Genomic DNA, 12,608 nt, shown 5'->3' with positions numbered 1-12,608 from the left:
TCTCGAAGGGCGGGGGCGGCCCAATGTTTTTTCAGCAATTGCGACAAGGGCTGGTCATGGCCGATCCGCAAGTGGGATTTTTCTGCAAGTCCTATGCTTATGACTTCAAGCATCTGCGGGTGATGCTGGCGTCCTTCGCCGCGCATAACCCGGACAATTTGCCGCTGACCCTGTCGCTGCCCTCCCGCGACATCAAGCCGTTCCTGGTCCTGCTCGGCGCGCCGAAAAATGTGACCATCGTCGCGGACGAGGATTATTGCGGCTTCGACCTTGCCGCGCTGCCCGGCTGGTATGCGCAACAGGTCTGCAAGCTCGCCTCCTGGCGCGCCACCGGGCTCGACCACCACGCCGTGCTGGATTCCGACAGCTATTTCATCGCCGACGTGACCCGAGCCGACCTCGCGCCGCCGCCGGGCAAGACCGCGATCGTCTGGGGCTCCGGCCTGCGCACCGTGCTGGAGCCCGAGGGAAGCGCGCCGCTGCTGGCCTACGCGAAAGCCGGGGGAACGCCACAACCGCAGGATTTCCCGCCGGTTCGTCCACCGCCTCGGCTCGATTTTTCCCGGCTTCACGCCATCAGCGCGCTGAGCGAGGCCGAAATGTCGCTCGAAGCGCGCAGCGGCGCGATTTTCGAATTCTTTGGCGCGAAACAATGGTTTTTCTACCAGCCCGGCCAGATTTTCGCGCGCGACATTCTGATCGCTTTCGAGCAATGCATGGCCTCCGGAGGTCTCGATCTCGTCGAAACCATCAAGATCGCGCCCTGGGAGTATAATTGGTACGGCGAATATGCCGCCGCCTTTCATGCCGCCGAAACGGAATTCCGGGTCTCGCCGGTGTTCCATGTCGCCAAGCGCGAGGCGGCGCTGCGGGCGGCGGAGGAGGGCTTGACCGAAGCGGTGCTGGCGCGCAGCTTCACATGGGTGCAAATGGCCTCGCGCCATCTGGACCTCCTGAAACTTTGACTTTGGTTCGGTCCGGCATGGTTCCCGCGGATTTCAGAATGCATATGGCGCTGCTCTGCGCCCATCCGCCGGTGCTGCTGACTTCAACCACCAATCTGGTCGAGATTCCCGGGCGCGAAACCGACACCCTGTCCCATTTCGCCGATCTGCTGGGCGAGGAAAAACCCTATTTCCTCATCCAGCCGACTTGGCATTTCGCCGATGCCGTCAAGAATGACAGCTACCGCGCCATTCTCACCCGCGCGCTCGCCCGGCATGGGCCGGGCCATGTGATCATCCTCACCGCCGAACCCGAGGACGCCGCCGTGGCCCATGCGCTCGGGCTCGACTGGTGGAACGTCCACCACAACGCCCTGGTCGATGAAACCGTGTTCACGCCGACCGCGGTCCCCAAACATTTCGACGCGCTCTACAATGCGCGCTTCGACGCCTTCAAGAATCACCATCTCGCCCGCTTGGTCGACAACCTTGCCCTGGTTTTCAGCCCGGCGCATTCGGCGGAGGATGCGGCCCGCGTCGAGCGGATGCTGACCTATGCGCATTTCATCAATGGCGGCGCGACCGATCCGGCGCGCTACCGGCGGCTTTCGCCGCGCGAAACGGCCGAGGCCATCGGCAAGGCGCGGGTCGGGCTGTGCCTGTCCTTCGTCGAAGGCGCCATGTACGCCTCAATCGAATATTTGTTGTGCGGCGTGCCGGTGGTCAGCGTCGCCAACAAGGGCGGGCGCGACGCCTTCGCCGATCCCGCCTGGTGGCGCGTCTGCGAGCCGACGCCGGAGGCCGTGGCGCAGGCGGTCCGGGAAATGGCGGCGCGGCGCATCGACCCGCAGATGATCGCCAATGGGGTCAGGCGGCGCATCGCCCCGCATCGGCTCCGTCTCGTCGACCTGATGCGGCGCATCCAGCAACAGGCCGGCGTCGCGCCGAACTGGTCGACCGACTGGAGTTTTTTGCGCGGCGAGGCCTTCGGCGGCATGCTCCATCAGAGTTTTGTCGACGTGATGGCGGCGCTGGGCCGGCTCAGGCAGGGCGATAGGGCCGGGGATGGAGGATTGCCGCAAGGAAATCTCAAGATTTCCGCCGCATCCTCCCCGCCATGACCGCACCCTTCGGACGACGAAACCGCGCGCCCGCTCCGTCTGTCGCCAGGCTTGCGCCCAGAGCGGCGGAGCTGGCGCTGACGCCTGAGCAGCGCGCCTATCTGTTCGCCGAGGCTGCGGAAAGCTCGGAGCCGAGGTCGTCCGCCCCACCGACGCCCCAGAACCGCGGCGCCGCCCTGATCGCCTGCGCCGCCCTGACGGCGGTGACGGTCGCGCTCGGCGCCCTCGGCAAGCATGATGTCGCCCTCCAGGGCATGCCAAGCGCCCTGGAGCCGATGAGCCAGGAGTTCCTCGCCCTGATCGGCCCCAATGCCGCGGCCTTCGTCCTGGGCTGGACCGTCCTGATCACCTTCCTCAATTACACCGCCAATCTCTGGCTCACGCGCAAACTCGCCGGCGCCCTCGGCCTCTCCGCTGTCGCCGCTTATGCGGGCGTCGGCGCCGTCATCGGCTTCGCCATGGCGTGGATTCCCGACGCGCTGGGGCTCGGCGCCTCCGAGATCGGCCTGGGCATGGAGGCGCTGGCCGGCGCCGGCCTCTCAGGGCTTTACCGGCTCCTCTGCGGGCCCGTCCGGCCTTAGAGCACTGGACCGGGCGAACTCCTGGGCCAGCATCACCGCGGAATCCAGCGCCGAGCGCAGCAGCAGCAACAGCGCGCCGAGCGTGTCATACGCAAAGGCCTCCCCGCGCGCGGTGGTTTGCGCGCGCATCAGGTCGAACTCGGAGATCGCGAACAGGACGTCCACGAGGGCGCGTTCAAGATGGACTGAGATCGGTCGCTCGCCGTTCATTCGTTCTGCTCTCCATGACGATTCGGATTTTTAATCGCTTTTTTTCAACGTGTTGGCCCGTAGGTCTGACGTTGTGGCCGCGATCTGACGCTCGGGTCATACGAAGCGAAGCGTTAACGGCGTTTAACGAAAATCGCGCGCATTTCAGCGATTTCCGTTCACAATCTGCAAACTGCGTTCGTCCGGCGCCGGCCGCCTGGCCGGGCAGGGCGGATTTCCCGCGAAAACGGTGGAAACGCGGCTTGGGCATTGCGGAAAAAACGACCGCGCGCTATCGAAACCTCATGTCCGCAAGCCCCACAGCCTTCGTCAACGCCCGCCTCGTCGATCCCGAAACCGGCGCGGAAACCCGCGGCGGTCTGCTGGTGGAGGACGGCCGCATCCTGGATTTCGGCGAACAGATCGCGCCCGGCGCCTTTTCGCGCGACACTGGCGTGATCGATTGCGCCGGCAATGTGCTGTCTCCCGGCCTGATCGACTTGCGCGCCTATGTCGGCGAACCCGGCGGCGAGCACCGCGAATCCATCGCCACGGCGACGGCGGCCGCGGCGGCGGGCGGGGTCACCACCCTGGTCGCCAGCCCCGACACAAGTCCGGTCACCGACGACCCCGCCGTCGTCGATTTTTTGAAGCGCCGCGCCCGAGACCACGGCCGCGTCCGCGTCCTGCCCGCCGCCGCCATTTCGAAAGGCCTGGACGGCAAGGAAATTTCCGAGTTCGGGCTGCTGCGCGAAGCCGGCGCGGTCGCCTTCACCGATGGCTCCCATTCGATCCGCAATTCGCAAACGCTTCGGCGCGCGCTGACCTATGCCCGGGATTTCGACGCGCTGATCGTGCATTTCCCCGAGGACCGCGATCTCGCCGGCGCCGGCGTGATGAACGCGGGCGAGCTGGCGACCCGGCTCGGCCTGTCCGGCGCCCCGCGCGAGGCCGAGGCGATTGCGCTGGATCGCGACATCCGGCTGGTCCGCATGACCGGCGCCCGCTATTGCGCCGCGCCGATCTCGACCAGTCTGGCGCTGGAAACCATCGCCAAGGCCAAGGCCGAGGGCTTGCCGGTCTCCTGCGGCGTCACCATCAACCATTTGACCCTCAACGAAAACGACATCGGCGATTACCGCACCTTTCTGAAGGTGAAACCGCCGCTGCGCCGCGAGGAGGAGCGCCTCGCTCTGGTCGAGGCGGTCGCCAGCGGCCTGATCGACATCATCTTTTCCGATCACGACCCGCAGGATGTCGAGACCAAGCGGCTGCCCTTCGCCGAAGCCGATTTCGGCGCGGTCGGCCTGGAAACGCTGCTGCCCGCCGCCTTGCGCCTCGTCCACGCCGGCGCGGTGTCGCTGCCCCAGGTCCTGCGCGCCATGACCTCCCGTCCCGCCGATATCCTGCGCCTGCCGCAGGGACGGCTGAAAAAGGGCGCGCCGGCGGATCTGATCGTCTTCGACCCGGACGAACCCTTCGTTCTGAACAAGGACGTTTTGAAATCGCGCTGCAAGAACACGCCTTTTGACGAGGCGCGGCTGCAGGGCGTGGTGAAGACCACCATGGTCGCGGGCGTCGTGGTCCATGGCAAGGATGCGAGGATTTTCTCATGAGCGGCCTCATCCTGCCGGCGGCGGCCGTCGTCGGTTATCTGCTCGGCTCCATCCCCTTCGGCCTGCTGCTGACCAAGGCGGCGGGCCTCGGCGACGTGCGCGCCATCGGCTCCGGCAATATCGGCGCGACCAATGTGTTGCGCACGGGACGTAAGGACATTGCCGCGGCCACCCTGGTGCTCGACGCGCTCAAGGCCACCGCCGCCGCGCTGCTGTTCGCGCCCTTGTCGTCCGAGGCGGCGGTCATCGCCGGCTTCTTCGCCTTTCTCGGGCACATTTTCCCGGTCTGGCTCAAGTTCAAGGGCGGCAAGGGCGTGGCCACCTATATCGGTTCGCTGCTCGGCGTCGCCTGGCCGGCGGGCCTCGCCTTCGCCGCGATCTGGCTGACCACGGCCAAGCTCAGCCGCTATTCCTCGCTGTCGGCGCTGGTCGCCAGCGCGGCCTCGCCGCTGGTCCTGCTGCTGCTGGGGCAAAAACTGGCGGCGGGCGCGGCCTTGGTCATGACCGTGATTCTCTGGGTCAAGCACCGCGACAATATTGCGCGCCTGCGCGCCGGAACCGAAGGGCGCATCGGCCAGAAATGAAGCCGGCCTCGCTCACGGACGAGCAAAGACTGGACTGGCTCCAGCTCATCCGTTGCGAGAACATCGGCCCGCGCAGTTTTCACAAGCTCATGCTGCGCCATGGCGCGGCGGCGGCGGCGCTCGCGGCGCTGCCGGCGCTCATCCGCCAGGGCGTCGGCCGGAAGATCACCCTCGCCTCCCGCGAGGCTTGCGCCCGCGAGCTGGAGATGGCGCAGCGGCTCGGGGCCCGCTTCATCGCGCTTGGCGAACCCGATTACCCGCAAGGCCTCGTCCACATCGACGCGCCGCCGCCGCTGATCTGTCTGCGCGGCGAGTCCGGTCTTTTCGCGCGCCCCCTTGTCGCGGTGGTCGGGGCGCGGAACGCCTCCGCCGCCGGCCTGGCCTTCACCGAGCGTCTGACCCTGGGGCTCGCCGCCGCCGGTTTCGCCGTGGTCTCGGGCCTCGCCCGCGGCATCGACGCCTGCGCCCACAGAAACGCGCTGGCGAGCGGGACCATCGGCGTGCTGGCGGGCGGGCTGGATCGGCCCTATCCTCCGGAAAACCTGGGCCTGATCGAGGCGGTGGCGACGCGCGGCGCGCTGCTCAGCGAAATGCCGCTCGGCTGCGAGCCGCGCGGCCGCGATTTTCCGCGCCGCAACCGTCTGGTCTCCGGGCTGGCGCTGGGCGTGGTGGTGGTGGAGGCGGAGCGGCGCTCGGGCACGCTGATCACCGCGCGCTTCGCCCGCGAACAGGGCCGCGACCTCTTCGCCGTGCCGGGCTCGCCGCTCGACCCGCGCACGGAGGGGACCAACGACCTGCTCGCGGAGGGCGCCTTCATGTGCCGGAGCGCGGCGGATGTGGCGGACAGGCTGGCGCCGCTGGCGCGCCGGGGCGCGGCGGGCTTTGGCATGCTGGCCGAACCCGGGGCGGCCTATATTCATGAGCGCCTGTGGGACGAATATGACGACGACGCGCCGCTGATGGAGGCCGAAGCCGCCCCGCCGGCGCAGGCGACGCCGGCCGCGGAACAGATGGCGCGCGCGCCCCTCGATCAGATTCTGGGTCCGACGCCGCTGTCCGTGGACGAGCTCGCGCGCGTCTCAGGCTGGACGCCGGCGGCGATTCGCATGCGTCTTCAGGAGCTGGAGCTGGAAGGCCGCCTCGAGCGCCACAGCGGCGACCGCGTTTCGCTTCGTCCGCTTTAGTCTTTGGCTTCAGTCTTGGACTTCAGTCCTCGGCGCTGTCGCCGTCCTCGCTCTGGCGCGACTGCAGTTCCGCCTCGACCCGGGCCATGTTCAGCAGATAGGTGAGCAGGTCGAGCCGCGCTTCGCCGGCCATCGCGGCCAGCGCGCCGACCATGTCGGCAATATAGCGCGCCGTGTCTTCGGCGGAGCCGACGAGTTCCGCGTCGCCCTCGGGCTCGTCATAACGCAGATCCGCCTCCGCGGCGGCCAGGGCTCGGGGGCGGGCCTCATCCCCGACGGGAGCGGGGCGATTTTGCGCTGATGTCGCGCCTTTGGTTTTCTTGAACATGTCGCCTCAAGCCAGCCTTATGCCCGTTTCCACCAGGGGTTCACGGGGAAACCACATGCTTTCGTAACAAATCGCCGTCTTCATGCGATATACAACCAAGGGTTGTTAACCATACCCTCAATGGCGCGCATGTGACAAACGATAAATTCCGACCCATAGGGAAAGTTCCACGACCCGACTCTCTTCCCCTGAGTAACAGTAATAAAGAGTAAATATGGCTGAGTCGAGGAGGACGACGGTCTGTTTTTCAACCTTTCCTCAGCCGCGCCAGACGGTCGAGCGCCCCCTGCAGAATGTAGGCGGCGGCCATGCGGTCCACAACTTCCGCGCGTTTCGCCCGGCTGGCGTCCTGGGCGATGAGTTCGCGGGTCACCGCCGCCGTGGACAGCCGCTCATCCCAGAAAACAAAGGAAATTTTCGCCAGGGGCGCGGCCTGGCGGACGAAGGCGCGGGTCGATTGCGCGCGCGGACCCTCGCTGCCGTCCATGTTGAGGGGCAGGCCGATGACGAAAGCTGCAACCTCATGATTGTGCGCCAGTTCGATCATCCGTGTGGCGTCGGCCGTGAATTTCGTCCGCCGAATCGTCTCCAGCGGCGAGGCCAGCCGCCGCTCGACATCGGACAAGGCGAGACCGATGGTTTTGGTTCCCAGATCGAGTCCCATCAGCCGCGCCTTGCCGGTCAGGCGGAGGCTGAGGTCTTCGAGCGTGAGGACGGGACTAAAATTTTCTTCCATCGGGCGTTTCACTTGCAACTTGGGCCGGGATAGACTTGCTCTATAGCAGAGAGGACCGCGATGAAACTGACCTGGCTCGGCCATTCCGCCTTTCGCCTCGATCTCGGCGCGGCGAAAATCCTGATCGACCCGTTTCTCCGGGGCAATCCGAATTTCAGCCTGGATTTCGACGAGGCGACCTCCGGCGTCACCCATATCGTCATCACCCATGGTCATGACGACCATATCGGCGACGCCGCGGAAATTGCGCAAAGAAATGGCGCGCAGGTAATCGCCAATTTCGAAATCTGCATGCATCTGAACGGACTGGGCGTCGAAAACGTCAATCCCGGCAACACCGGCGGCGTGATCCCCGCGCAAAGCTTTGCCGTGGCGCTGACGCCGGCCCTGCATTCCGCCGCCGCGACCATAGACGGAAAACTCACGGCGATGGGCAACGCCAATGGCGTGGTGATTCTCCCCGACAGCGGTCCGCGCGTCCATCATTTCGGCGACACCGGCCTTTTCTCGGACATGGCCCTGACCCATGAACTTTATAAGCCGCAGATCGGCCTGATCCCGGTCGGCGACCGTTTCACCATGGACGGGGCGACGGCGGCTTTGGCGGCGCGCCGCTATTTCGACTTCAGCGACGTCGTCCCCATGCATTACGGCACGTTTCCGATCATCGACCCGACCCCGGACAAATTCGTTGCGGCCATGGAGGGCGCCAAATCCCGCGTCCACACGCCCAAAATCGGCGAAACCCTGTCGTTCTGAGGCCGGCCATGCGCGTTGTTCTGTTCCTTGCCCTCATGCTCGCCGGCGCGGCCCGCGCCGAGCCGGCCGTTCCCAGAGAAGGCGAGGCCACCTGCGCCAGCCCGGTGGCCGCCGCCTACACCGCCGCGAGCCTGAAAAAGCGCTTCGGCGCCGACGCCAGAATCACCCGCGTTCCCGGGGCGGAGGGCGAAAAGCTCAAGGCCCTGGTGCTGTTCGACAAGGACCCGGCGCGGCGCATTGAGGTCATTTTCTCCGACGACAAGCTGACCAAGGCTTCGGGCTATCGGCTGCCGGAGGAGGGCGGCAAATGGACGGTCGCCGGTCTCGCCCCGGGCGCCGATGTGGCGGCGGTCGAGGCGGCCAATGGCGCGCCCTTCGAAGTGAGCGGCTTCGATTGGGATTACGGCGGCTATATCGAGGATTTTCACGGCGGCAAGCTCGCAAACCTGCCCGGCGGCTGCACGCTGTCGATCCGTTTCGCCGTGGACGGCGACCTGCCCGAGGGCATGAGCGGCGACGGCGTCAAGATCGCCTCCACCGACAAGCGCCTGCGCGGCGCGGGCGCAAAAGTGTCGTCGATCATGGTCAACTTCCCCGCCCGCCCGTGATTGCGCGGCGCGGAAGCCGGCTGTATAGCCAATCCGTCCTGTTTGGCTACGGAGTCTCAAATGTCGGTCGATCTGGCGACGGTGCGGCGCATCGCCCATCTTTCGCGCATCAGTGTGAGCGAGGATGAGGCCCCGCATCTGCAAAACGAGCTCAACGCCATTCTCGGCTTCGTCGAGGAATTGAACAGCGTCGACGTCACCGGCGTCGAGCCCATGACCTCCGTCCTGCCGATGCGCATGAAGAAGCGGGTGGACGAGATCACTGACGGCTATATCCAGCAAAAAGTGTTGGCCAACGCGCCCGCCCGCGAGGACGGCTTTTTTGTCGTTCCCAAAGTCATCGAATAGGTTTTGTTATTATGACCGACCTGACCCGCCTCACGCTGGCGCAAGCGCGCGACGGCCTGAAGGCCAAGGAATTCACCTCCGTCGAACTGACGCAGGCCCATGTCGACGCCGTGGCCCGCGCCAAGAGCCTCAACGCCTATATTGTGGAGACGCCGGAAAAGGCGCTCGACATGGCCAAAGCCTCCGACGCGAAACTGGCGAAGGGCGAGGGCGGCGCGCTCGAAGGCCTGCCGCTCGGCATCAAGGATCTGTATTGCACCGAAGGCGTGCAGACCACCGCCGCGTCCCACATCCTTGAGGGTTTCATTCCGCAATACGAATCGACCGTCACGAGCAATTTGTGGCGCGACGGCGCGGTGATGCTCGGAAAGCTCAATCTCGACGAATTCGCCATGGGCTCGTCGAACGAGACCTCTTATTTCGGCCCGGTAGTCTCGCCCTGGCGCCGGAAAAATTCGGACGCCAAGATCGTTCCCGGCGGCTCCTCCGGCGGTTCCTCCGCCGCGGTGGCCGCGCATCTGTGCCTGGGCGCCACGGCGACCGACACCGGCGGCTCGATCCGTCAGCCCGCCGCGTTCACCGGCACCGTCGGCATCAAGCCGACTTACGGCCGCTGCTCGCGCTGGGGCATTGTCGCCTTCGCCTCGTCGCTGGATCAGGCTGGCCCGATCGCCCGCACCGTGCGCGACGCCGCGATCATGCTGCGCTCCATGGCCGGCCATGATGTGAAGGACACGACCTCGGTCGACGCTCCCGTGCCCGATTACGAGCAGGCCATCGGCGCCTCGGTGAAGGGCAAGGTGATCGGCATCCCGCGCGAATATCGCCTCGACGGCATGTCGCCGGAAATCGCCGCTCTGTGGGACCAGGGCGTGGCCTGGCTGAAGGCGGCCGGCGCGGAGATTCGCGAAATCTCCCTGCCGCACACCAAACACGCGCTGCCCGCCTATTACATTGTCGCGCCAGCGGAAGCGTCGTCGAATCTGGCCCGCTACGACGGCATTCGCTACGGCCTGCGCAAGACCGGCAAGGACATTGTCGATCTCTACGAAAAAACCCGCGCCGAAGGTTTTGGCAAGGAAGTGCGCCGCCGCATCATGATCGGCACTTACGTGCTGTCGGCGGGCTATTACGACGCCTATTACTTGCGGGCGCAAAAAATCCGCACGTTGATCAAGCGCGATTTCGACCTCGCCTATGAATCCGGCGTCGACGCCATTTTGACGCCGGCCACGCCGTCGCCCGCTTTCGCCCAGGGCGAAAAGGGCTCGGCCGATCCGGTCGAAATGTATCTCAACGACGTTTTTACGGTGACGGTGAACATGGCGGGCCTTCCGGGCCTTGTCGTGCCCGCCGGCCTGTCGTCGGACGGCCTGCCGCTCGGCCTACAACTGATCGGCCGCCCCTTCGAGGAGGAAACCCTGTTTTCCCTCGGCGAGGCCATCGAGCAGGCGGCGCCCAAAATCGTGTTGCCCGAACCGTGGTGGGGCTGATGGCCCCGCCCAAAAAACCCATGGCGGACGTGCGCCAAAGCATTGACGATCTCGACAGGGAGCTTGTTGCGCTGCTGGCGCGCCGCCAGCGGCAGATCGAGGCCGCCGCGCGCATAAAACGCGCCAACGGCATTCCCGCTCTGGTGCCGGAACGGGTGGACGAAGTTTTGCAAAACGTCGCCGCGCATGCGGCAAAGCACAATCTCGATGGCGCTCTGGCGAAGTCGCTGTGGACCGCCATCATCGACTGGTCGATCGCCTATGAAGAGCGCCTGATGCACGAGGCGGCCGAGAAGGATCGCACATGAACACGCCAGCCAAACACAAATTGATCGCGGGCGCGACCGGCGACTGGGAGGTCGTCATCGGTCTGGAAATCCACGCCCAGGTGACGAGCAAATCCAAACTGTTTTCCGGCGCCTCGACCGAATTCGGCGGCGAGCCCAACACCCATGTTTCGCTCGTCGATGCGGCCATGCCGGGCATGCTGCCGGTCATCAACGAGGAATGCGTCAAGCAGGCGATCCGCACCGGCCTGGCGCTCAAGGCGAAGATCAATCATCGCTCGGTCTTCGACCGCAAGAACTATTTCTATCCTGACCTGCCGCAGGGCTATCAGATCAGCCAGTTCAAGCATCCGATCGTCGGCGAAGGCGAGGTGCTGGTCGATTTGTCGCCCACCGAGCAGATCAAGGTCGGCATCGAGCGCCTGCATCTCGAACAGGACGCGGGCAAATCGCTGCACGATCTCAGCGCCAATGATTCGCACGTCGACCTGAACCGCTCCGGCGTGGCGCTGATGGAAATCGTGTCCAAGCCGGACATGCGCTCCGCCGACGAAGCCAAGGCTTACGTCTCCAAACTGCGCACCATCCTGCGTTACGCCGGCACCTGCGACGGCAATATGGAGCAGGGGTCTTTGCGCGCCGACGTCAACGTGTCCGTGCGCAAGCCCGGCGACCCCTTCGGCACGCGCTGCGAGATCAAGAACGTCAATTCGATCCGCTTCATCGGCCAGGCCATCGACGTCGAGGCGCGCCGCCAGATCGGCATTCTGGAGGACGGCGGCAAGATCGACCAGGAGACGCGCCTCTACGATCCGACCAAGGGCGAGACGCGGTCGATGCGCTCCAAGGAAGAGGCGCACGACTACCGCTATTTTCCGGACCCCGACCTGCTGCCGCTCGAATTCGACCAGCCCTATGTCGATGCGCTGGCTGAAGGTTTGCCGGAACTGCCGGACGAGAAAAAGGCTCGCTTCATCGCGCAATACGGGCTCACCCCGTACGACGCGGGCGTGCTGGTTCTGGAGCGCGCCTTCGGCGATTATTTTGAGGACGCCGCCAAGGGCCGCGATTCCAAACTCGTCGCCAATTGGGTGATCAACGAATTGTTCGGCCGCCTCAACAAGGAAGGCAAGGACATCGAGACCTCGCCGGTTTCGGCGGCGCAGATCGGCGGCATTGTCGACCTGATTTCCGCCAACACCATTTCGGGAAAGATCGCCAAGGATCTGTTCGAAATCGTGTGGAGCGAGGGCGGCGATCCCGCCGAGATCGTCGAAAAACGCGGCATGAAGCAGGTCACCGACACCGGCGCGATCGAAGCGGCGGTCGACGAGATCATCGCCAAGAATCCGGACAAGGTGGAGCAGGCGAAAGCCAAGCCCACCATGCTCGGCTGGTTCGTCGGGCAGGTGATGAAGGCGACCGGCGGCAAGGCCAATCCGCAAGCGGTGAACGAACTGCTGAAGAGCAAGCTCGGCATCTGATTCGCGCGGAAAAATCCGTCATCGACCAGGACGCGCGCTGATTTCAGCGCGCGTTCGTCGTTATCCCAAAAAAGTTTTCACGCATCGCCGGGGCCGGCCGTTCGCACATGCGAAACCTCCGCTCATCCGCGCGCCGGCGCGGGAGCCGCGCGCGCAATTTTGCTTCAATATCATGAAAATATGGGTTTTTCGGCGTCGCCGCGCGCGCGGCGCGCGGATGCGCCGCATCGGCGCCGGCGCGGAGGCGGACAGTTGCGACAGTGCAGTTTTCCTCGATGACGTTGCGGGTGCGAGCCAAGTCTTGCGCAAGTCTTGCCGCGCGGAAGACTTGCGCGCGGCGAGAACA

General features: G+C 65.3%; 15 protein-coding genes. 12 read left to right on the top strand and 3 right to left on the bottom strand.

The features are described 5' to 3' along the window. Window positions 1-56: 56 nt before the first annotated feature. Genes M2320_RS02185 through M2320_RS02175 form a run of 3 tightly spaced genes read left to right on the top strand, consistent with a single transcriptional unit; the run spans window position 57 to window position 2,646 of the window. Window positions 57-965: a hypothetical protein gene (locus M2320_RS02185; protein ID WP_264595885.1), complete on the top strand. Its 909-nt coding sequence runs from the start codon at window positions 57-59 to the stop codon at window positions 963-965. Between the two features lie 38 nt (window positions 966-1,003). After that, the gene (locus tag M2320_RS02180) at window positions 1,004-2,065 is read left to right on the top strand and encodes a hypothetical protein (RefSeq protein WP_264595884.1); all 1,062 of its coding nucleotides are present in this window, start codon (window positions 1,004-1,006) and stop codon (window positions 2,063-2,065) included. Beyond that, window positions 2,062-2,646: a hypothetical protein gene (locus tag M2320_RS02175; RefSeq protein WP_264595883.1), complete on the top strand. Its 585-nt coding sequence runs from the start codon at window positions 2,062-2,064 to the stop codon at window positions 2,644-2,646. Before M2320_RS02180 ends, M2320_RS02175 begins: the two co-directional genes overlap by 4 nt. On the opposite strand, the gene M2320_RS02170 is transcribed toward M2320_RS02175, so the two are convergent. After that, window positions 2,605-2,856 carry a hypothetical protein gene (locus M2320_RS02170; protein ID WP_264595882.1) on the bottom strand — a complete coding sequence of 84 codons (252 nt, stop codon included), beginning with the start codon at window positions 2,854-2,856 and terminating at the stop codon, window positions 2,605-2,607. The two genes, M2320_RS02175 and M2320_RS02170, sit on opposite strands and share 42 nt — an antisense overlap. Window positions 2,857-3,140: 284 nt before the next feature. Here M2320_RS02170 and pyrC point away from each other — a divergent pair, with 284 nt between their 5' ends. Genes pyrC through dprA form a run of 3 tightly spaced genes read left to right on the top strand, consistent with a single transcriptional unit; the run spans window position 3,141 to window position 6,219 of the window. Further along, window positions 3,141-4,451: a dihydroorotase gene (pyrC, locus tag M2320_RS02165; RefSeq protein ID WP_264595881.1), complete on the top strand. Its 1,311-nt coding sequence runs from the start codon at window positions 3,141-3,143 to the stop codon at window positions 4,449-4,451. Further along, entirely contained in the window at window positions 4,448-5,035 is a 588-nt protein-coding gene (gene plsY / locus M2320_RS02160) for a glycerol-3-phosphate 1-O-acyltransferase PlsY (protein WP_184427465.1), read from the top strand. The genes pyrC and plsY overlap by 4 nt, the downstream gene beginning before the upstream one ends. Continuing rightward, on the top strand, window positions 5,032-6,219 hold the full coding sequence (gene dprA, locus M2320_RS02155; RefSeq protein WP_264595880.1) for a DNA-processing protein DprA: 1,188 nt from the start codon (window positions 5,032-5,034) through the stop codon (window positions 6,217-6,219). Before plsY ends, dprA begins: the two co-directional genes overlap by 4 nt. Before the next feature lie 22 nt (window positions 6,220-6,241). Here the strand turns inward: dprA and M2320_RS02150 are convergent, their stop codons facing one another. Together M2320_RS02150 and ruvX are read right to left on the bottom strand one after the other, a co-directional pair. Then, window positions 6,242-6,547 carry a hypothetical protein gene (locus M2320_RS02150; RefSeq protein WP_264595879.1) on the bottom strand — a complete coding sequence of 102 codons (306 nt, stop codon included), beginning with the start codon at window positions 6,545-6,547 and terminating at the stop codon, window positions 6,242-6,244. A gap of 247 nt (window positions 6,548-6,794) precedes the next feature. After that, complete coding sequence (gene ruvX / locus M2320_RS02145; RefSeq protein WP_264595878.1) at window positions 6,795-7,283, bottom strand: Holliday junction resolvase RuvX; 489 nt, start codon at window positions 7,281-7,283, stop codon at window positions 6,795-6,797. A gap of 60 nt (window positions 7,284-7,343) precedes the next feature. On the opposite strand from ruvX, the gene M2320_RS02140 reads away from it, so the two are divergent. From M2320_RS02140 to gatB, 6 genes are read left to right on the top strand one after another with little or no spacing between them, the layout of a single operon-like run. After that, window positions 7,344-8,042 (top strand): metal-dependent hydrolase, encoded by a 699-nt coding sequence (locus tag M2320_RS02140; RefSeq protein ID WP_264595877.1) that lies wholly within the window; start codon window positions 7,344-7,346, stop codon window positions 8,040-8,042. 8 nt (window positions 8,043-8,050) lie between these two features. After that, a complete protein-coding gene (locus M2320_RS02135; protein WP_264595876.1) occupies window positions 8,051-8,650 on the top strand; it encodes a hypothetical protein in 600 nt (199 codons plus the stop codon). A 60-nt stretch (window positions 8,651-8,710) separates the two neighbouring features. Continuing rightward, window positions 8,711-8,998, top strand: a complete 288-nt coding sequence (gene gatC, locus M2320_RS02130) for an Asp-tRNA(Asn)/Glu-tRNA(Gln) amidotransferase subunit GatC (protein WP_184427459.1) — start codon at window positions 8,711-8,713, stop codon at window positions 8,996-8,998. An 11-nt stretch (window positions 8,999-9,009) separates the two neighbouring features. Continuing rightward, window positions 9,010-10,491 carry an Asp-tRNA(Asn)/Glu-tRNA(Gln) amidotransferase subunit GatA gene (gatA, locus tag M2320_RS02125; protein WP_264595875.1) on the top strand — a complete coding sequence of 494 codons (1,482 nt, stop codon included), beginning with the start codon at window positions 9,010-9,012 and terminating at the stop codon, window positions 10,489-10,491. Next, window positions 10,491-10,799, top strand: a complete 309-nt coding sequence (locus M2320_RS02120; protein WP_264595874.1) for a chorismate mutase — start codon at window positions 10,491-10,493, stop codon at window positions 10,797-10,799. Before gatA ends, M2320_RS02120 begins: the two co-directional genes overlap by 1 nt. Continuing rightward, entirely contained in the window at window positions 10,796-12,262 is a 1,467-nt protein-coding gene (gene gatB / locus M2320_RS02115; protein WP_264595873.1) for an Asp-tRNA(Asn)/Glu-tRNA(Gln) amidotransferase subunit GatB, read from the top strand. The genes M2320_RS02120 and gatB overlap by 4 nt, the downstream gene beginning before the upstream one ends. Window positions 12,263-12,608 lie beyond the last annotated feature (346 nt).

This window comes from Rhodoblastus acidophilus (assembly GCF_025961575.1).
Lineage (GTDB): Bacteria > Pseudomonadota > Alphaproteobacteria > Rhizobiales > Beijerinckiaceae > Rhodoblastus > Rhodoblastus acidophilus_C.
The sequence above is the reverse complement of the archived record's forward strand: the minus strand, read 5'-3'. Positions and strand labels throughout refer to the sequence as shown.